This window comes from Roseburia sp. AF12-17LB (genome assembly GCF_003479605.1).
In the GTDB taxonomy this organism is placed as follows: domain Bacteria; phylum Bacillota; class Clostridia; order Lachnospirales; family Lachnospiraceae; genus Roseburia_C; species Roseburia_C amylophila.
Genome location: NZ_QUHR01000009.1, coordinates 95,538 through 116,163, shown reverse-complemented (window position 1 = coordinate 116,163; position 20,626 = coordinate 95,538). Strand labels below are relative to the sequence as shown.

General features: G+C 41.1%; 19 protein-coding genes. All 19 read right to left on the bottom strand.

Features of this window, described 5'->3' with window-relative positions:
• Positions 1 to 200: 200 nt before the first annotated feature.
• Positions 201 to 971, bottom strand: coding sequence for a flagellar filament capping protein FliD (locus DWV68_RS11345; RefSeq protein ID WP_117946706.1), 771 nt, complete (start codon positions 969 to 971; stop codon positions 201 to 203).
• An 823-nt stretch (positions 972 to 1,794) separates the two neighbouring features.
• A complete protein-coding gene (locus tag DWV68_RS11340; RefSeq protein ID WP_022242431.1) occupies positions 1,795 to 2,472 on the bottom strand; it encodes a uracil-DNA glycosylase in 678 nt (225 codons plus the stop codon).
• A gap of 4 nt (positions 2,473 to 2,476) precedes the next feature.
• Entirely contained in the window at positions 2,477 to 3,238 is a 762-nt protein-coding gene (gene hisF / locus DWV68_RS11335; RefSeq protein ID WP_022242430.1) for an imidazole glycerol phosphate synthase subunit HisF, read from the bottom strand.
• Positions 3,238 to 3,858 (bottom strand): imidazole glycerol phosphate synthase subunit HisH, encoded by a 621-nt coding sequence (gene hisH, locus DWV68_RS11330; protein WP_118056890.1) that lies wholly within the window; start codon positions 3,856 to 3,858, stop codon positions 3,238 to 3,240. Before hisH ends, hisF begins: the two co-directional genes overlap by 1 nt.
• 9 nt (positions 3,859 to 3,867) lie before the next feature.
• Positions 3,868 to 5,454 carry a hypothetical protein gene (locus DWV68_RS11325; RefSeq protein WP_118056891.1) on the bottom strand — a complete coding sequence of 529 codons (1,587 nt, stop codon included), beginning with the start codon at positions 5,452 to 5,454 and terminating at the stop codon, positions 3,868 to 3,870.
• A gap of 135 nt (positions 5,455 to 5,589) precedes the next feature.
• Entirely contained in the window at positions 5,590 to 6,495 is a 906-nt protein-coding gene (locus DWV68_RS11320; RefSeq protein ID WP_117698212.1) for a chemotaxis protein, read from the bottom strand.
• Positions 6,496 to 6,606: 111 nt separating this feature from the next.
• Positions 6,607 to 7,320, bottom strand: coding sequence for a DUF4352 domain-containing protein (locus DWV68_RS11315; protein WP_118665825.1), 714 nt, complete (start codon positions 7,318 to 7,320; stop codon positions 6,607 to 6,609).
• 51 nt (positions 7,321 to 7,371) lie between these two features.
• Complete coding sequence (locus DWV68_RS11310; RefSeq protein WP_118665823.1) at positions 7,372 to 8,910, bottom strand: sensor histidine kinase; 1,539 nt, start codon at positions 8,908 to 8,910, stop codon at positions 7,372 to 7,374.
• Positions 8,911 to 8,932: 22 nt separating this feature from the next.
• A complete protein-coding gene (locus DWV68_RS11305; protein ID WP_022242424.1) occupies positions 8,933 to 9,619 on the bottom strand; it encodes a response regulator transcription factor in 687 nt (228 codons plus the stop codon).
• A 68-nt stretch (positions 9,620 to 9,687) separates the two neighbouring features.
• Positions 9,688 to 10,275, bottom strand: coding sequence for a hypothetical protein (locus tag DWV68_RS11300; RefSeq protein WP_022242423.1), 588 nt, complete (start codon positions 10,273 to 10,275; stop codon positions 9,688 to 9,690).
• 15 nt (positions 10,276 to 10,290) lie between these two features.
• Positions 10,291 to 11,616 (bottom strand): enhanced serine sensitivity protein SseB, encoded by a 1,326-nt coding sequence (locus DWV68_RS11295; protein ID WP_118665821.1) that lies wholly within the window; start codon positions 11,614 to 11,616, stop codon positions 10,291 to 10,293.
• A 111-nt stretch (positions 11,617 to 11,727) separates the two neighbouring features.
• The gene (nrdG, locus tag DWV68_RS11290) at positions 11,728 to 12,246 is read right to left on the bottom strand and encodes an anaerobic ribonucleoside-triphosphate reductase activating protein (protein WP_117698216.1); all 519 of its coding nucleotides are present in this window, start codon (positions 12,244 to 12,246) and stop codon (positions 11,728 to 11,730) included.
• Positions 12,247 to 12,264: 18 nt separating this feature from the next.
• On the bottom strand, positions 12,265 to 14,427 hold the full coding sequence (nrdD, locus tag DWV68_RS11285; protein WP_022242420.1) for an anaerobic ribonucleoside-triphosphate reductase: 2,163 nt from the start codon (positions 14,425 to 14,427) through the stop codon (positions 12,265 to 12,267).
• 434 nt (positions 14,428 to 14,861) lie between these two features.
• Positions 14,862 to 16,079 carry an iron-containing alcohol dehydrogenase gene (locus DWV68_RS11280; protein ID WP_118056894.1) on the bottom strand — a complete coding sequence of 406 codons (1,218 nt, stop codon included), beginning with the start codon at positions 16,077 to 16,079 and terminating at the stop codon, positions 14,862 to 14,864.
• A gap of 131 nt (positions 16,080 to 16,210) precedes the next feature.
• Positions 16,211 to 17,353: an LCP family protein gene (locus tag DWV68_RS11275; protein WP_242988736.1), complete on the bottom strand. Its 1,143-nt coding sequence runs from the start codon at positions 17,351 to 17,353 to the stop codon at positions 16,211 to 16,213.
• A 164-nt stretch (positions 17,354 to 17,517) separates the two neighbouring features.
• A complete protein-coding gene (locus tag DWV68_RS11270) occupies positions 17,518 to 18,843 on the bottom strand; it encodes an RNA polymerase sigma factor (RefSeq protein ID WP_118056896.1) in 1,326 nt (441 codons plus the stop codon).
• A 227-nt stretch (positions 18,844 to 19,070) separates the two neighbouring features.
• Positions 19,071 to 19,886 (bottom strand): CAP domain-containing protein, encoded by an 816-nt coding sequence (locus DWV68_RS11265; RefSeq protein ID WP_118056897.1) that lies wholly within the window; start codon positions 19,884 to 19,886, stop codon positions 19,071 to 19,073.
• The gene (locus DWV68_RS14445; protein ID WP_156454685.1) at positions 19,883 to 20,023 is read right to left on the bottom strand and encodes a hypothetical protein; all 141 of its coding nucleotides are present in this window, start codon (positions 20,021 to 20,023) and stop codon (positions 19,883 to 19,885) included. Before DWV68_RS14445 ends, DWV68_RS11265 begins: the two co-directional genes overlap by 4 nt.
• Before the next feature lie 109 nt (positions 20,024 to 20,132).
• Complete coding sequence (locus tag DWV68_RS11260; protein WP_118056898.1) at positions 20,133 to 20,543, bottom strand: L-2-amino-thiazoline-4-carboxylic acid hydrolase; 411 nt, start codon at positions 20,541 to 20,543, stop codon at positions 20,133 to 20,135.
• Positions 20,544 to 20,626: the final 83 nt, after the last annotated feature.

Genomic DNA, 20,626 nt, shown 5'->3' with positions numbered 1-20,626 from the left:
AAATCTTTTACAGAATGGGATTAGCCATCAACACGTTTTGTCCTATAACCCTAGAAAGCAGGTGTTCCAATCAGAACACCTGCTTTTTTGCTTTACCGAAAATTGCTTTCCTGTAACACACATTTCTTGTTATTTGCATATATTATTTATACCTGACATTTACACCGTCATTATGCGAATCATAATTATTAACCGGTCACTTAGGTTGTCGTATTATAAATCTCTCCGGTATTATAATTGTAGGTATATGTACCTGTATTACCATATGTATTGCCCTTGGATGCTTCCCGTTCTGCATAATAATCTGCCAAAGATGCTTTTGCAGATACCTGATATCCATAGGAACCATTTCCATTGAACAAAGATTTTACCAAAGACATATCTGCCTTCTTAAAGGTATCCTCATCAATACTGAGTTTGTTATCTACACCAACGGTAATTCCAACCTTAGAAAGTAACTTTTCATTGGAATCTGTAGTCCGAACCATGGAAGAAACTGCATTGAGAATTCCATTGGTATTGGAATCTTCTGATTTCTTCAGCAGGTTATTGTAGCTGTCTACAAAAGCACTTACTTTCTTATAAATTGCGTCTTTATCATAATCTGTTGTGGTATTACCCTTTGCATCGGTTGTTGTTACTTTGTTAAATACAGACTTCTTGGTCTTATCCAGTAAAGCATCGGATGCACCCTTCAACTCTTCCGCAGCATCTTCAATTTTTGCTAATGTCTTAGTATCATCCTTTGCAGTAGACGTTGAAGTCTTCTTGTTTGTCTCTACAATCTTGCTGGCAGAATCATTTCCACCATAATATGCCTTCATCAGTTTAAAATAGGAACCGGTACGAATTGCAGAATAATCAGCAATATTAATTCCTAACAAACCGCTGTTTGAAGTTCTGCTTCCATTTGATAATCCGGAAAACAATGTGTTAATTGAATTCAAATCATAATTTGAAATGCCTATCATATAATCACTCCTTTGATATCTGATGTGTAACATCCTTGTCCCACGTCTGCCTATTGTTAAGTCTATTATAGCATTTTAGGCACAGGATTGCAATATTGTGTAAAATCCACAACTTTTTATGTGATTTTTTTCATCTATTGTAACTTTTCACAAAGTTTTTATGGTTTGTTCATAGTTTTGTCATATTTATAGCATACTATAGAACCATCAAAAGAAACTCATGTTTTTAGATATATTTTTTCATAATAGCCTCGGCATCCGAAAGATGTCGGGGCACTCCTCATTTTAGGAATAATTTTTTATGTTGGCTGGATACCAATATATTTGATAACATAAATTACAGGATTTAACAGGTTTCTATGTCAGGCATAAAATACCGCAGTTCTAGAACACATATTTTTCTTTTTACAATATAAAGTGTCTTTCCAATGTTTGACAAACTATCAGCACGGTTCGTCAAAAGGACGGATGTTTGACAAAATTTATTAGGGGCACTTAGAATTTCGTATAGCAACCGGCAACGCCGGCACAGGATGTGCCGGCGAGGTGCAATCTGAACATGGATGTGAATTTGCACCGGTTGCCGGGCAAAACACAATATGTTTCGAAATTCTTAGTGCCCCTTATAAACTTTTGTGTAACATCCGTCTTTGACGGACAGTGCGGATAGTCAGTCAAAGCAACGGAAAGACATTTTGTAATCAAGAAAAAATATGTGCTAAGAACTGCAGATATTCCATGCCAATTAACATAGAAACCTATTAAATCCTGCAATGCTTTGTTATTCAACATTATTGGTATCAAGTCAACATTAAAATCCATCCTACAAATTCTCAATCTGCCAGTCTATCGGTGCTACTCCATGCTCTTCTAAAAATGCATTCGCCTGTGAGAAATGTTTGCATCCGAAGAAACCACGGTATGCCGAAAGCGGGCTTGGATGAGGTGCTTTTAATATCAGATGCTTCGGATTGGTAAGCATCGGAATTTTGCTCTGTGCCGGTCTGCCCCACAGCATATAGACAACTGGTCGATCCTGGGCATTGACCGCCTGGATAATGGCATCCGTAAAATGCTCCCATCCTTTGCCCTGATGGGAGTTCGCCTGATGTGCACGGACGGTCAGAACCGTGTTCAATAATAATACACCCTGCTTTGCCCATTTTTCCAGATAACCATTGTCAGGGATATAGCAGCCAAGGTCATCCTGTAGTTCTTTATAGATGTTCTGTAAAGATGGTGGAATCTCTTTCTGATCCGGCAGTACGGAAAAACTAAGGCCATGTGCCTGATGTTCATTATGGTATGGATCCTGTCCCAAAATCAGCACCTTTACTTCTGAAAGCGGTGTTAAGTGCAAGGCATTAAAGATATCATCTGCCGGTGGATATACCACATGGGTGCTGTATTCTTTTTTTACAAAATCATATAAATCTCTGTAATATGGCTTTTTAAACTCGGCAGATACACTGTCCAGCCAGTCATTGGTAATCATTGCCATAGTTTTATCTCCTTACTGATACCCCGCGACCTGCAAGATAATTCTTAAGGTCCATAATTTCAAGTTCTTTATAATGGAATAATGATGCTGCCAGTGCTGCATCTGCTTTACCTTCTGTCAACGCTTCATAGAAATGTTCTTTCGTTCCGGCTCCACCGGAAGCAATGACCGGGATAGATACATTTTCTGCAATCTGTCTGGTCAGTTCCAAATCGTAACCGGCTTTCGTGCCATCACAGTCCATACTGGTCAAAAGAATTTCTCCGGCTCCAAGCTTCTCGACTTTCATTGCCCATTCTACCGCATCAATACCTACATCAATTCTTCCGCCATTTTTATAAATGTTCCAACCGCTGCCATCTTCTCTTCTTCTCGCATCAATGGCAACAACCACACACTGACTTCCGAATTTGTCTGCCGCATCACTGATTAACTGTGGTGTATTAATTGCAGAAGAATTAATAGAAATCTTGTCTGCACCTTCCCTAAGCAGCACTTTAAAATCTTCTACACAGCGGATTCCTCCGCCTACGGTAAATGGAATAAATACATTTTCCGCTACACGTCTTACCATATCTACTACTGTATTACGGTTATCCGAAGATGCTGTAATATCCAGAAATACCACTTCATCTGCTCCGGCTTTATCATAGGCTGCCGCAATTTCCACCGGGTCACCGGCATCTCTTAAATTCACAAAGTTCACACCTTTTACAACTCTTCCATCATTGACATCCAGACATGGAATAATTCTCTTGGTAAACATTATTTCACACCTCCCTGTAATGACGCAAAGTTCTTAAGTATCTTCAGTCCAACGGAGCTGCTCTTCTCCGGGTGGAACTGGCAGGCAAAGATGTTGTCCTGCTCCACAGATGCATGAATAGTGACTCCATATTCTGTAGTTGCTTTTACGATTTCTTCATGCTTTGCCTGTAAATAATAAGAATGCACGAAATATACATAGGCATCCATCGGCACATCCTGAAACAGTCTTCCATTATTCTGTAAATGCAGGGAATTCCAACCGATATGCGGAATTTTCAGCCCATAGGTATCTGGGATCCGCACAATTTTTCCCTCTAAAAGCCCAAGTCCCTCTACTCCTTCTGACTCTTCGCTTCCTTCAAACATTAACTGAAGTCCGAGGCAGATTCCAAGGAATGGCACTTTTCTTTCACAGACTTCATGGATGACCTTGTCCAGTTCATAGCGTTTCAGATTATCCATTGCCACACCAAAAGAACCAACGCCCGGTAAAATCACCTTATCTGCCTGTTCAATGGTATGAAAATCTCTTGTAATTACGCTTTCCTCACCCAGATATGCCAATGCTTTTTCCACACTCTTTAAGTTTCCTGCATCATAGTCAATAATTGCTATCATAATGTTCTCCTATTCCAGTCCTGCTGCTGCAAGTATCCCCTGAATTGCCTTTGTATAATCTGTTCTCTTTGTCATCGCATGCAATTCTGCTGCCTTTTCCTCTGATACACCAAAATGGTCTGATAACTGCTGCAAAATCTGATTCTTCAGTCCTGCCATTTCGTCTGTTATCTCATATTCCTGAGCCAGGTCTGCGCCATCTACGCATCTGCCATATCCACGAATCAACGCATCCAAAGCCATTTCATTTTCATTGATTCCGCTTAAGCTCTCATAAGACTGATATTCGCTCTGTATGGAAGCCAGCACCTGTGCCTTCTTATAGAAATTCTCGTCTTTTCCCTTTACATAAGAACCGGCTACGGTCTGGAATGCTGTTACATAGGAGCCGCTTGCAAAATCATCCTTTGCCTGCTGCATGTCCTGCCCATACTGTAAATTGGAGCTTCCCAGCAAAATCAAGATTAGAAGGGAAAGTGCCATAATAAAAATCAGAATAACCGGCTTCTTCGGAAGAGGTGGCGTACGGTCTATTTCTTTTGGAGGCTTCTCTTTCTTTACCTTTGGCGCCTTCTCCTTCTTCGCCTTTTCCTTCTTTTCTTTTTTCTCTTTCTTTTTCTTCTCTTTCTTGCCCTTCTTACCGGCTCCCTCGTCTGCATCCATCTCTTTTAAGATTTCTCTGTTCTCAGATGAAATGCTGCCAAGGCTGTCATCTTCTGCAATCTTTGTATCATCCTCTTCTTCATCCGGTCCAAATAAAACGGACATAATTTTACTGAAGAATCCCTGTTTTTTTCTCTTTTCCTTTGCTTCCTTTAAATCCTTTAATTCTTCGATACTTCCAAGGCGTTCAAATTCATCCTGGACCTCACTGTCCTCATCTTCTGAATGCTCTAATTCTTCTCCATTTTCATCTGCTTTCAGCAAATCGCCGATATCGGATAAGTCAGCATCTCCAGATAACATATCCATAAGATTAATGGCATCATCATCTTCTGAAAGAAGTGGTTCCTCTTCCTCAGATTCTGTCTTTGATGCTTCCGGTATCTCCGCCGCCGAATCTTCATCCGGCGTATCAAAGAAGCCCAGCGTCTCTTCTTCCCCGGAAGCATCATCTTCTGGTGTTTTCGACGTATCCGGGTGTTCTTCCTCTCCGGAATCTCCAACCTTCTTCCGGACCGCATCCATGATATCATTCACATCTTCCATCATATCTGATGCTGCAGACTCATCTGTTGCCATATCTGTGGTTCCTGATGAGATTGACTCCGAAGCTTCCTCGACATCGGATGTCTTGTCTTCATTGACATCAATATCTGCCTGATTTGATGCCTCTTCGTCTAATTCCATTTCGAATTCCTGCAGGAAATCATCTGCTGCTCCTGTTGCCAGCTCCTGTTCAAATTCACGCTGGAATCCTGTGCCGGAGTAGTCCTCGTGCTTCTTTTCCACCGGCTTTTTCTCCCGTTCTCTTGGCTTTGCAGCTTCTTCATTCATTGATTGAATCAGATTCTCGATATCCTTCTTATTATTTCTTCTGTTAGCATCTGAAACTGAATTCAGCAAATCGTCCAGATAATCTTCACTCTTACTCAAATTTATACCTCCATGTATCCAAGTTGCCTGTATATCTGCTTACAGGGTCTGCCACAACATCTCCCAGCAGATGCCGGACAGCGTAAAGGAAAGGGATGTGATGTAACATCACACCCCTTTGTCTGCGTTCTTTCCTTACTTTCCAGTCTGGTCAATCAGTCTGTCGATAGCCTGTACCAGACTTCCAATCTCCGGTTTAGTCAATTGGGCGTCTGCTCCGAGTGATTCACCTTTTCTTCTCATTTCATCATTTACCAGGGAAGAGAAAATGATTACCGGAATATCATGCATATTATCGTTCTCTTTTACCAGTTTTGTTAACCGGTGTCCGTCCATCAATGGCATCTCGATATCGGTAATAATACAATGTACTTTATCTTTTACATTGCCAGCTTTCTCATAAGCACAAAGCTTGTCCCATGCTTCCTGTCCGTTCATATTGACATTCAGGTTGGTATAACCTGCTTTCTTCAGACAATCTGTAATCAATTTACTTAATAATGGGGAATCCTCTGCAATCATAATCGGGGAATCATTACGGTTACGATTTTCCAGATGCTCTACATCAGATACCTTAAGTCCTGTTTCCGGGCTGATATCAGAAATAATTTTTTCAAAGTCAAGAATAACAATCAACTGTCCATCCAGTTTAATGACTCCGGTTGATACACCCTTGTCCTGGACATTAATCGTTGCATCTGGTTTGATAATCTCTGACCAGGAGACACGATGAATTCCAATAACCTGATCTACATGGAATGCAATATTTAATTTATTAAAGTTTGTGATAATAAACAAACCTTTTCCTTCTTCATCCTGCATACCCAGACATCTTCTCAGGCTGATTACCGTCAGCATGGTATCTCGTGGCATAAAGATTCCTTCCACACTCGGATGTGCATTTGGTACCGGGGTTACCGGCTGATAGGATAAAATCTCACGAATCTTCGCTACGTTAATTCCGTAATGATTATCCCCTAAAGTAAACTCCAGCACTTCCAGTTCGTTCGTACCATTTTCTAACAGAATATTTGTCTCCATTTATGTTTTCCTCCCAAGGTCATTTCTTAGAATATTTCTATTTCAAATTATAACATAATATTACATAAAAATGCACCGTTTTTTTACAATTCTTTAGATATTTTTACTATTTTATAGATTACAGGTCTTATGTACCGTGTTTTCGACTACTTCCAGAGAGATTTTACTCAAATCTTCCGGTGTACCTTCCGGCACCTCAAAGAGTAAAACCGTATCTGTGCCACTTCCTGCTTCAATAGTCCCCTGATATGTGCCAAGGTCATTTAACAGAATTGAGACCTGTGCAACAGCTTCCACGCTGTCATTTAATGTCATGCGGAATGACACCTTGCGGCTTAACATATCACAATCAACTGCTTCGGTTCCGGCATTGTTTAAATGAAAATGTAAAACCAGATACTTATTTCCAGCGGTCGGCTCTACGATATAAGACGAATCCTGCTGATAGACGGAAGCAAATTCTGCCCCAGTATACTGCACATCAATGCCCGGTATTGCCACTGCATCGTTTAAGGACACACTGTTGTCCGATGCCGCATTCTCCGGAGTTCCTGTTGCATCTCCACCTTCTGATGGCATCTGCTCAGTGGAATCCGGCTGTTCCACAGCCTCGGTATCTGTAGTCTCTGTTGTCTCTTCACTCTTTGACAGCCTTACAATTCCATCCTGTTGCTTTATATTATACTTTGATACTACATGTGCTGCATAATCTACAATTGTCTGTTCTTCCTGCTCCGTTAATTCAATCGGCTGCTCTCCGCATCCGCCTAAGAATAACGCAGCCAACAGCACACATGCCGTTGTTTTTATCTTTCTGTCCATCATAGGCACTCCTTAACTTATCAATCTATTTCCATGTTAGCATTTTTCCGGCTTTCAGGCAATAGTTATTTCACGTTCTTCCTCGTTATCATCGCGATTGCTGGTGTCTAATTCTATCCAGAATTCCACACCATCCTCATGGTTAATGACTCCGCACTGCTGATGCATGGAATCCATAATTGCTTTTACAATGGACAGACCAATTCCGCTGCCTCCATAAGCTCTGGTTCTTGCTTTATCTACCTTATAGAATTTAATCCAGATATTATCAATGTCTTCTTCCGGAATCGGCTTTCCGGTATTAAACACGCTGACTCTTACTACATCCTGCTTACATTCATAAGAAATTTTAATCCGGTTTTCACCTTCCAAATGGTTGATTGCATTGCTCAGATAATTGGTTATAACCTCTTCTATCTTAAATTCATCCGCCCACACAAAAAGCGGCTGCTCGTCAAATTCCAGAATAGCTCCTTTCTGTTCTAAGATAATGGCATTACTGGCAGCTACTCCACGGATCAGTTCGGTGATATCAAACCGTTCCATCACAATAGCATCATTCCCAAATTCCAGCTGATTCAAAGTAAGAAGTTTCTTTACCATGCGGTTCATCTTCTCTGCTTCATCTGTAATGACCTCACAATAGAAATTTCTGCTCTCCGGATCGTCCTGCACACATTCCTGTAAGCCTTCTGCATAACCCTGAATCAGTGCCAGCGGTGTCTTTAGCTCATGGGAAACATTTGACAGGAAATCTTTTCTCATCTCGTCAATCTGTTCCTTCTTTTCGATATCTATCTTCAATTCATTATTAGCACTCTTTAATTCCGATATGGTCCGCTCTAAGATTTCCGATAGCTGGTTCATATGCTCGCCCAACTGTTCAATCTCATTATCTCCCTTGACCTCATACTTGGCATCAAAGTCGAATTCTGCCATTTTCTTGGATATATCTGTAAGCCGCAGAATTGGGTTAGTAATACGGCGGGTAACAAAAAAAATGATAATACCACTCACTATTACCGCAACAACTCCTACATCCATCAGCAGACGATTAGACACCTGCGCACTTTCCTTGATACTTTCCAATGGAGTTCTCGCCAGCAAAAGATTACCATCTGCCAGGGTTCCCCAGAGAATCAGATAATCCGATTCCAGCCTGGTATCCTCTTTTTCTCCCATGACATAATTGTCGTTTGCTTTCAGTACTTTCATATTAAGATGCATATCATCATTCTGCACACTTGCCATGATAATTTCCATAAACTGCATCCTGAGATTTTCCACACCATTGGTAGAAGAACGCACTACTGTACCATCGGATGTAATAATTAAAATCGTCAGGTTACCATTGGAACAGATTTTTTCAAAATCTATATCATAATCTGATGTATTTAAGATTCCCTGTTCACTTGCCGCATTAATCTGCTGGAACCCATTTTCCAGCACTTCCTGCTTATAGCGGGTATAATAGCCTTCCAGCAGGGTAACATTAAGAAGCCAGCACAGTAATACCGTGCCGGCCACTAACCCAACGATAGTCAATGTAATCTGCGTTGTAATGGAATGCTGCTTTTTCTTATTCTTTGCCATATATCTTCCACCTTATCACATTCTATTGCGGTGCATCAATGTCCAGCTTATAGCCCATACCCCAGATTGTCTTGATATAATCCCCTTTTTCGCCCATCTTGCTACGCAGCTTTTTCACATGGGTATCGATAGTTCTGGCATCACCGAAATAATCATAATTCCATACATGATTCAGAATTTTCTCACGGGATAAAGCAATTCCCTTATTCTCCATGAAATATGCCAGAAGCTCAAATTCTTTATAGCTCAAATCAATATTTTTGCCGTCAATTGTTACCATATGGGCAGCCTTGTCCATTACAATGCCACCTACTTCCAGCACATCATCTTCCGTATAATTGCCGGTTCTCCGCAAAATTGCCTCTACCCTTGCCACCAGGATCTTCGGGCTGAATGGTTTACTGATATATTCATCCACACCAAGTTCAAATCCTAAAAGTTCATCACTTTCTTCACTCTTGGCTGTCAGCATGATAATCGGTGTCTTGGAACTTTCCCTGATTTCCCGGCATACATCCCAGCCGTTCATCTTCGGCATCATAACATCCAGAATGATCAATGCAATATCTTTATTTTTATAAAATACGTCTAAGGCTTCTTCTCCGTCTCCTGCCTCTAACACTTCAAAGTTCTGTTTTACCAGGAAATCCCTCACCAGCTTACGCATACGGCTTTCATCGTCTACCACCAGAATTTTACGTTTTTCCATATTTGCTTCCCTCTTCTTTTTTCTATAGTTTAACGGATAAATATGTCAAATTTGTGTTCTTCTGCGATTTAATTCTGCTTTTCCAAAGCATCCAGTGCCGCTTCTCTTTCATCCAGCTCCTGTTCCCACTCTTCATATTTATTAATGATTTTCGTCTCATAATTTAAGATTGTGGTACTGCCACTGGTAAGGCTGATGGCAAACATGGCAATAACAATAATAATCAGCACAATATTCACAGAAAGTAAGATGCGGCAGCGCTTCTGTAATTTCGTTTCCTGTTGTTCCTCTGAATTTTTATCAGCATTTTCATTCTGGTGCTCACCAGATTTTTCTTTGCCAGCTACATGGTCAAGGTCTAAGCCCATATCTTTCACAGGAATACCTGGTATTTCGGATGCATCCACCCCGGGCAGTCCTTTCAGATAATCCTGCAGTTCTTTTAGATAGGCATATCCTATCGGTGTATGGAACAATTCCTGAGCCATGATTCTCTGGTAGATTTCCTGTACCATCTGTGGATTATCCATGTTCATATTATCATGTATGTACTGGATTCCTTCCACTTCCTTTTTTGCCAATTTTGCCTGTTCTTCATTTTCAAATACGAATCCACTTACTTCCCAGACTTTGCCATCTAATTCTTTTTGTTCCATATTTCCTCCTGCAATTTACAATCCCAGAAAAGTCTTTTTATAAAATGGTGCAACCTCACCAATCAGCTCCATTGCCTTTTCGTCTGCTTCATGCATATCAAGACGCATATAGCCAAGGGACGGCTTTACAGCTTCAGCAATTCCTTCAAAGACGCTCTTTCTCTCACCCTTAAACTCTACAACCAGCAAATAACTAATGTCATCCTTACGTTCAATTTTCGTTACCAGATATGCTTTCTTGATATTCTTCTGTTTCTTCATATATTCACTGAGTATCTGTTTCAGTTCATCCGCCTCTGCAATTGGCTCACCAACAAATACACCCGTTTTCTTTTCAACAAGATTGCCAGATGCCATCTCAGCTTCCTGCCTCTTATAGCGTTTGAAATAACCTATAATAATTTTCTTCCGGTTCTCTTCTACCCGAAGTTCCATACTGCCCGGATTGATTACAAAATCTCGCTCTCCTGCAATCTTCATCAGCTGGTCAAAACTGACTTTCTGTCCCTTCCATTCCTTTACATTATAAATCTTCTGAAAACTCTGCCAGTCTGTATACACCGGCATCCACTGTGCTCCATTGCTATCCTGTAACAATGCAAACTGAAGGGCTGTTCCCTTTTTTCCGTCTGCATCCTTTTCTTCCTTCGGGTCCTCTACCACTTTTACCGGACATAAGAATTCCCCGCGGACTACCTCTTTTAACATACGGTCACATAAGAACTGCTCCGCACGTTTCCACTGTTCATCTTTCTTTTCTTCAAATAAAATCTGTCTGTGTCTTGCCATTGCAAGAATCAGAGCCGGATTTACAACCGGAATCTGTGCTTTGGAAAGCTCGGAAAAATCCGGTGGTGGAAGCAAGTCATCTCTTTTTAATCTGCAGGAATAGCTTCCCACATCCAGTATCAGATCTTCCATACCCCACCAGTGGAGGTTTGCCCAGAAGAACATCTGCTTGTCTCCTCTGATTCCTTTTAATTCCAGTTCTACATTCTGCTCTTTATAATGTTCTATTGCCTTTTGGGCAAATTCTTTCGTTGAAAAGATTAATACACTTCCGTCCCCCATAACACGCGGGTAACCGGTGTGCCTGTCCCATGCGCAGTAAAGCTCTTTGCATCCCTTTATTTTATCTGCCAGAATCTTGTTAAACACTTCTATCTTCTTTAAAAAGTTATCTGCCACAAAGGTTTTCTTCTTATGATGTACTTCTGCAGAACGAATCAGAAATTCCAGTTCCTCTAAAGTAAGCTTTGCAAGTTCCTGTTCATCCGGCATTTCATAATTCAAAAGATGGGTCTCTAATAATTCTTCTTTACGCTCTTTACTAATTTCCATGTTCTTCTCCTATATCTTTCCTTAAAACAATCACGTTATTTCTATTTTAATATAAAAATGCCATAAAGTAAAATAGAATCCTTCCGGATTCTACTTTATCTTTCACGCAGTTTACATCAGTTCTTCAATGACTCCTGTTTCATTGTATTTTCTGCAGTCAATGACACGCTGATTGGAAGAACCTTTGAATTTTAATGTAATATCATATAGCTCTGCCACATAAGGGCCATCCACCAGCACATCGATTAAGGATAATAATTCTTTCGTATCCTCGGTATATCTTCTTCCCTCCGGTACCAAATCCTTATCCAGTACATATCCGGTATATGCCCATATGTCTTTTTCCGGATGTTCCGTCCGCACCCGCTTGATAAATGGAAGCAGTGCATGCTGGTTTTCCGGTTCAAAAGGGTCTCCTCCCAAAAGAGTCAGTCCCTTGATATAGGGAGATTCCAAAGATGCAAGAATTTCATCTTCTACTTCTTTTGTAAATTCTTCTCCATTTTTAAAGTCCCATGTTTCCGGCTGAAAACACTCTTTACAGTGGTTCCGGCAGCCGGATACAAACAGCACCGTTCTTACACCGGTGCCGTTCGCAATATCATTATATTTAATCGCTGAATAATGCATTTTCTTTTCACTTTCTTTTTATAAGTGAAGTACACGCTCCTTGATTTCCTGGGTTCTTCCCTGATTCCAGAACTGGGAACCAATATAACCACAGGTACGTCTTGCCACGTTCATCTTATCCTGATCACGGTTGTGGCAATGCGGGCACTCCCATACTAATTTTCCATCATCATCTTTTACAATCTGAATCTCACCATCATAGCCACATACCTGGCAGTAATCGCTCTTGGTATTTAACTCTGCATACATGATATTCTCATAGATGAATTTCATTACAGATAAAACAGCATCCAGATTATCCTGCATGTTCGGAACTTCCACATAGCTGATTGCTCCACCCGGCGAAAGTGCCTGGAACTGGGATTCGAATTTCAGTTTGGTAAATGCATCGATATTTTCGGTTACATGCACATGATAGCTGTTGGTAATGTAATTCTTATCGGTAACACCCGGAATAACTCCGAAACGTTTCTGTAAACATTTTGCAAATTTATAGGTGGTAGACTCAAGCGGTGTTCCATATACGGAGAAATCAATATTTTCTTTCTCTTTCCACTCCTTGCAGGCATCATTTAACCGCTGCATTACCTTTAAGGCAAATGGTGTTGCTGCCGGGTCGGTATGTGGTTTTCCAGTCATATATCTGGTACATTCGCAAAGTCCTGCATAACCCAGTGAAATAGTAGAATATCCACCATATAAAAGCTTGTCTATGGTCTCGCCTTTTTTCAGACGGGCAAGTGCTCCATACTGCCAGAGAATCGGTGCCACATCAGAAGGTGTTCCCTTCAGGCGGTTATGACGTGCCATCAATGCACGGTAGCAAAGGTCCAAACGCTCATCAAATAGCTTCCAGAATTTTTCAAAATCTCCGCCGGAAGAGCATGCCAGATCTACCAGATTCAAGGTTACCACGCCTTGATTGAAACGACCATAGAACTTTGGCTTGCCATCTTCATCATGATATACGGTAAGGAAGGAACGGCAGCCCATACAGGTATAGCAGTTGCCATCTTTTAATTCCTTCATTTTCTTCTCAGAAATATAATCCGGAACCATACGCTTTGCAGTACATTTTGCTGCTTTCTTGGTCAGATAATAGTATTCCGAATCCTCATGGATATTATCCTCTTCCAATACATAAATCAACTTTGGAAATGCCGGTGTAATCCATACGCCATCCTCATTCTTAACACCCTGATAACGCTGGTCTAGCACTTCCTCTATAATCATGGCAAGGTCTTTTTTCTCCTGCTCATTCTTTGCTTCGTTCAGATACATGAACACGGTTACGAATGGGGACTGTCCGTTGGTAGTCATCAGGGTTACTACCTGATACTGGATAACCTGTACGCCCCGCTCGATTTCCGCATGAAGTCTTCTTTCCACAATGCTGTTAATCTTCTCTTCGCTCAGTTCCACATCGCTCTCTTTTAATGTCTGCACCAGCTCTGCATGAATTTTCTCGCGGCTGATCTGGACAAATGGTACTAAATGTGCCAGTGAAATACTCTGTCCGCCATACTGGGAGCTTGCCACCTGAGCAATAATCTGGGTTGCAATATTACATGCTGTAGAGAACGAATGTGGCTTGTCAATTCTGGTTCCGCTGATAACGGTTCCGTTCTGTAACATATCCTCTAAATTTACCAGATCACAGTTATGCATATGCTGTGCAAAATAATCTGCATCATGGAAATGGATAATTCCCTGTTCATGTGCCTCTACAATATCCTCCGGGAGAAGGAATCTTCTGGTAATATCCTTACTCACCTCACCAGCCATATAGTCACGCTGCACGCTGTTTACGGTTGAATCCTTATTGGAATTCTCCTGTTTTACTTCTTCATTATTACATTCAATCAGACTTAAAATCTGTTCATCCGTAGAGTTGGATTTACGTACCAGGGCACGTTTATAGCGGTAAGTAATGTATTTCCGGGCAACAGAAAAAGCCCTCTTGTCCATTAACTGATCCTCCACTAAGTCCTGAATATCTTCTACATTCAGGGCATGGTTGGCATCCTTACAGGAATCCTCTATATATTGTGCAATCTCCTTAATCTGGTCTGCAGTCAATCGTTCCGCTTCCACCACCTCATGGTTCGCTTTATTGATTGCAATAATAATTTTTGAAATGTCAAAAACAGCCTCTGCGCCGCTTCTTTTAATGATTTTCATTGAAATCCTCTCCCATAAAAAAATAGTCTATTCGCATAAAATCGGCACAAAACTGTACTAGATTTTGTGTCGAATCTCTTCAACGCATATACAGTATACCATATCTTGTGTTTTACGCAAGGGGGATATACAAGATTCGTGAATTTTTTTCAGAAAAATTTTTTTAGAATTTAACGCTTTTTTCATAATCTGGACAATTATTTTTCACAAAATCCGGGTATACTACAAATATCAATAGAGAACAGGTTCATCCCCCAATGTCTTGTCTCTCTATTTGATAAAACTTTTTTCATAAATTTTCATAACTCCCCTTTGTACCCCCGCAGTGCTGTGGGGGTATTACCTTTGTAAAACCATTTTTCAGACTGTAAAAACCCCGTCTCAAATATCAATGCGATATCGAAACGGGGCTTACTTCATTTTTAATCTATTTTTTAGAAATCTACTTCTGTGTCATAGTAACAGCATTTCAGCAGTTTTTCCATTTCTTCCTGACTTGGCTGTCTTGGGTTGGAGCCGGTGCAGGCATCCAAAATTGCATTGGCTGCAATCTCAGGCAGTCTCTCTAAGAATACTTCTTCCGGTACAAAGCCCTGCTCAGCCGGATAGCTGTCCGGTCCGTAGTTCTTAATACAGTGCGGAATATTCAAGTCATCATTCATCTTACGCAGGTACTGGATTAAAAGTGCGACTTTCTCGTCCAGTGTCTCTCCGCCAAGCTTCATAAAGTCTGCAATCACGCCATAACGTTTCTTTGCAGTCTCATCCTTTGCATTAAATGCAATAACCTTCGGCAGATACATGGCATTAGCTGCGCCATGAATAATATGTGCACCGTAGTCGGCAAATGCGGCACCGGTCTTATGTGCCATAGAATGTACGATTCCAAGCAGTGCATTGGAAAATGCCATTCCAGCCAGACACTGGGCATTGTGCATGGCATCACGTTTTGCCATATCTCCGTTATAGGAATCAATCAGATCATGCTGAATCATCTCAATGGCATGGAGTGCCAGCGGGTCTGTAAAATCACTGTTGGCAGTTGAAACATACGCTTCAATGGCATGTGTCATCGCATCCATTCCAGTATGGGCTACCAGTTTCTGCGGCATGGTCTCTGCCAGTTCCGGGTCAACGATTGCTACGTCCGGTGTAATCTCAAAATCCGCAATCGGATATTTGATTCCCTTCTCATAATCCGTAATAATGGAAAATGCAGTTACTTCTGTTGCTGTTCCTGAGGTAGAAGAAATTGCACAAAAATGTGCTTTCTTTCTTAATTTCGGAATTCCAAATACCTTACACATATCTTCAAAGGTAATATCTGGATATTCATATTTAATCCACATTGCTTTCGCAGCATCAATTGGAGAACCACCACCGATTGCTACAATCCAGTCCGGCTGAAACTTCTCCATAGCGGCAGCACCCTTCATCACGGTCTCAACAGATGGATCCGGTTCAATTCCTTCAAACAGTTCCACTTCCATACCTGCTTCTTTCAGATATGCCTCTGCTTTATCCAGGAAACCAAACCGTTTCATGGAGCCTCCACCAACACAGATCATTGCGCGCTTTCCTTCGAAGTTCTTCAGTGCCTCCAATGCACCTTTGCCGTGGTATAAATCTCTTGGTAATGTAAATCTCTGCATTCGTAATACCTCCTTGATAATCATTGTATGTTTACTGATATATTTTTATCATAACATAATAATATACAAAAGGTAACTGGATTTTTCTTATTTTTTGTGAAATTTTTATAAAATTTGGTTGGATTTTCCTCTTACTCTGTTGTTTCAGCAGCAGCTGCATCCTGCACCAGCGGATTCGTATCCCGGGTGGTATCTGCTGCCGTCTTTCCTGTCCTGTTGCTTACTGCCTTGCTGATTTCTTTCACCTTATCTGTCGTTTCATAATCCTCTACATCAAATAAATAGCGGTGCAGCAAATCTACATTAGTCTCCAAATCCGTTGGTACAACTACTGCTCCGATGGATTTTTCCATCATCTTGGTGTCTAACTGGAATGGCCAGCCCTGGGTATCTGCAAGCTCATACTCTTTGACATGGGCTGCAAGTCCCAATATTTCTGTGGTAGAAAGGCTGGTAGAAATGTCCGGAAACAGCTTGTCTACCAAATCATTTAAAGTAAGGATGTCTGCCTGCTTTGCTTTTTCTACAATCTTTCCTACTACAATACGCTGGCGCTCGGTCCGGCGGAAATCGTCTCCGCCACTCATTCGGTCACGGCAATAGGCAAGTGCCTGTATTCCATTGACCTGCTGCACGCCCGGTCCGGAAACCGGCTTGCCATGGGTTCCCATGACTTCATTCATTTCATCAATCCAGATGTGCATATTGCTGGCTTCTTCCCTGGTAATATCCAACTCTATTCCACCTAATGCATCCACAACTTCCATTACCGCATTGAAGTCTACGGATACATATTCGGTAATATTCAAATCCAGATTCTTATTTAACGCCGCTACTGCACCGGTCGGTCCTCCCTTGGCATAAGCTGCATTCAGTTTCCGCAGGCTGTCTTTATCATCTACTGCCAGAAAGGAATCCCGGTATACGGATACAAGCTTCACTTCCTTGGTATCATCATTGATACTGGCAATCATGATACAGTCGCTGTTTCCGCTTTCATAATTTCCACTGCTCCGGTTGTCAATTCCAAAGATAGCTATATTGGTATAATTATCTAACACTTCCTGGGTCTCGCTGTCTATATTAATATTCAGCTTCTTCGCATCTAAGGAACCGGTATTATTGATTTTATTCAGCTTACTCATTACATAAAATACTACCAGCAAAATGAGTATCACTAATACTTCTACAATAAAAAGTATCAGTTTTCTCTTTCTTCTCTGCTTTTTTCCAACCTTCTTTTTCGGACCAGTCTTCGCCTTCTGCTTTTCCATGCCCATAGTTCCTCCTTACTTTGATATACTTATACTCCTTAATCCGGACTGTTTTTCCGCAGCCTATTAATTCAAATATATCTTACTGGAATTGGTTGGTCAATGTCTCACAGACAACCTTAAGAATCAGTTCCATAAATTTAACGAAATCTTAAGTTTTCGTATTAATCAAAAGCAGAACTCTTTCCATTATACCAATGATCCCACATGGCATCATTTACCACAACATACTGTCCGTTATAAATTGCAATGGCATGGGTACCGCCATCCAGTGTAGAGCCAATGATAAGAAGCTCATCCTCATAACCATCTACATCATAGGTAACTTCTTTAATAATCTGTGTCATATCCCAGTCTGCATAAATCGTTCCCTTGACACCGTCAATCCAGCAGGTTGCCTTTACCGGCTCGTCCCAGAATTCAAAATAGTCTTTATCATTACGCACGGAACTTGGAAGCACAGATTCCGGAATATCAGCATATTTTTCACTTCCATTTTCATCCTCTGGTGCATCCGTTGTCTCTGTATCCTCACCCACGCCATCTATTGGCTGGTCTGCATTTACCGGAACTTCTTCTACTGCCGGAACATTTTCCTGTGCGGTCGTATTTTTATCATTTGATTTATTGTAGCTGATGACACCAACTGTCACTGCACTTGCTATAGATGCCGTTGCCACGATTCCAATTACCGCTTTTCCAGCTGCAGTTGACAAAAATGATATCTTTCTTGCTGTGCCTGCGGCTTTTACCGCTGTTGAGGCTGCAGTTTTTCCTGCACCATATGTACTCTTTGCTATACTTTTTCTACATTCACTTAATAAAAGCTGGGTGGATGGCTCCGCCGCAGATACAACCATTTCCTTTTTCAACAGATACAGCAGTAACGGCATTGGTGCAATACTGTAAAGCTTGTATCCCTTCTTCTGCAGTTCCTCTGCCTTTGTCTTGATATTATTCCTGCCATAACGCAGTCTTGATTTCACTGTAGCTTCCGGGCAGCCCAGCTGTTCTGCAATTTCTTTTGTGGTAAGTCCCTCTAATTCAAAGGCAATTACCACCAGACGCTGCTCGTCAGACAATGCATCGATCAGCTCATGCACCAGCTGTCTGGTCTCTTCTTTCGTATATTCTAATTCCGGCTCATTTTCCCAGACGCTTACTGCCTGATCCATGATTTCTGCATCTTCTTCCTCACCACTTTCCATGCGTAAATCAAGCGGTGTATGATTGCGTTTTTCCAGTTCATTTTTTGCTGTATTTACCACAATCTGTGCTAACCAGGAATCAAATTTTTCCGGTTCTTTTAGTTTATCCAGATTTTTCCACGCCCGTATGTATGCTTCCTGCAGAACATCTTTTGCTGCCTCTTCATCTTTCACATATTTTAAAGCCAGATAATATTTATTATTTTTTGTTGTATCATAAAGAAATTCAAATCCCGTCGAATCTCCATTACATGCTTTTTCAACTGCCTGTGTATATGTCATTTTCTTTTCCTTCTTTCTTCCTTATTTCTCATGTATTTTTCCTATAACGCCTGATTTCTTAAAATTTTAACAGAAACAGTTCTTCCACCGCAAGCACATTTCCATCTTCTATTCTCACCAGTCATGGCTGTCAATATACTCATTTAAAGCTGCTTCTGCCTCCGGTCCATAGGCATTGCAGGATAACGTTCCATCGCTGTGTTCATAAATGATGATGCCGTTGCCCGCTATCCATATATTTCCATTATCAAAAGCTTCTGCCTGCGCCTGTGTAAGGTCAAGTGTCTGTCCGTTGAATTCTCTTGTTGTGTTTCCACCACTGTTTTCACTTTCTTCCAGTGCAAAATTTTCCACTGCATGTGGATTCTATATGCGCTTCCCGCAGAATTTAATGCTATGTTTTCTCCATAATTGCCACAGCCATTATGGGAAAAATCTGATACAATTGCTTGTGCTCTCTGACATGCAAAATTGTATATGTCCTCATCCCAGGTAAGTGCATTGAGGCCTGCTGCTGTTCTCTCTGCATTCACATAAGACCACACCTCTTCGGCCGCACTTCTGTCAAAACCATCCGGATGAACCTCCGGCATATCAATCCATGTTCCTTCATTGACATCATATATCATTCCGTCATGTGGCGGCTTATTTGAATCGGTTGTATCTGCTACTGTTGTATTCTTTTTCTTACCGCTTTTATTTTTATCTGACTGGTCTGTCTCCTCTGTCTTTCCTTGCTTTGTTCCCGTCTCATTTTCTCCCTCTGTATTTTCTCCCGCTGTATCTTCTTCTGCCCCAGGTTCCGGTTCTAAATTTTCAGTTCCTTCTGTTTTCTGCGCCAATCTGACTGTTTCAATAGCTGTTTCTGCAGCATTTTCTACTATAACTTTCACCCTCTTCTGTGGTGTTTTCTCTGCTACTTTTTCTTTTTCCGTAGTCGGACTTCCCTTTGCTTCTGTTACATTGCTACATCCTGTTAAAGCGATTGTTGCTACCATCAGGACAGCAAGTGCAATATATCCAGGTTTTCTCATTTTCATCATAATCTTTCACCTTCCTTTTTGCGATTTGTTCTGTTCATAATCTGTTTGCGAACCGAGCAATCCGTATCCTCGTTCATTTCAAAATTCTGCATGTCCTTATGCATCAGCAGCACAAACCATTTTATTATATTTTTCATCTGTCCTTCCTCCCTTCTATTAAGTAAGACAGGAGGGATTGGAAAAAAGATTTAAATTTTTCAAAAAAATAAGAGCAGTCTGTGAAACTACTCTTATTTCTATAACATTTTATTTTGCACTTCTTTTCGTATAACCGCAGTCGCAATACGGTCCACCCGAAGCGATTGTATATTCCTTGGCAAAATTACTGACACAATCTGCTTCACTCATTGTATAGTCAAGGCGGCACATTGCAGGTATCAGCTTAGTCAGTCCCAGTTCATTCATCAGTGTGCAGATTCCACAAGTTGTAAATCTCGCTTCGTATCCGCTGCCATCCTCATACTCATAAAATTCCATATTCCAGGAATAAGGATTTCTGTCACCTGCTTTGAATTTTGCAATCTCTTTCTTTGCTTCGATATCTGATTCTGAGAATTTTTTCTTTCCACCTGTCCGGCAAAACCACTGCATAAATCCCGTCATCATGGATTGCTTGTAATATTCCGTTGCAGATTCAACCTCCGGCAGTTCCGGCATACTTCATATTAATTCGCCCTCCACTTTTCCAGCACCGATGATGATTTCTCACAATCCGGATATTGCGAATACGCTTTCGTATT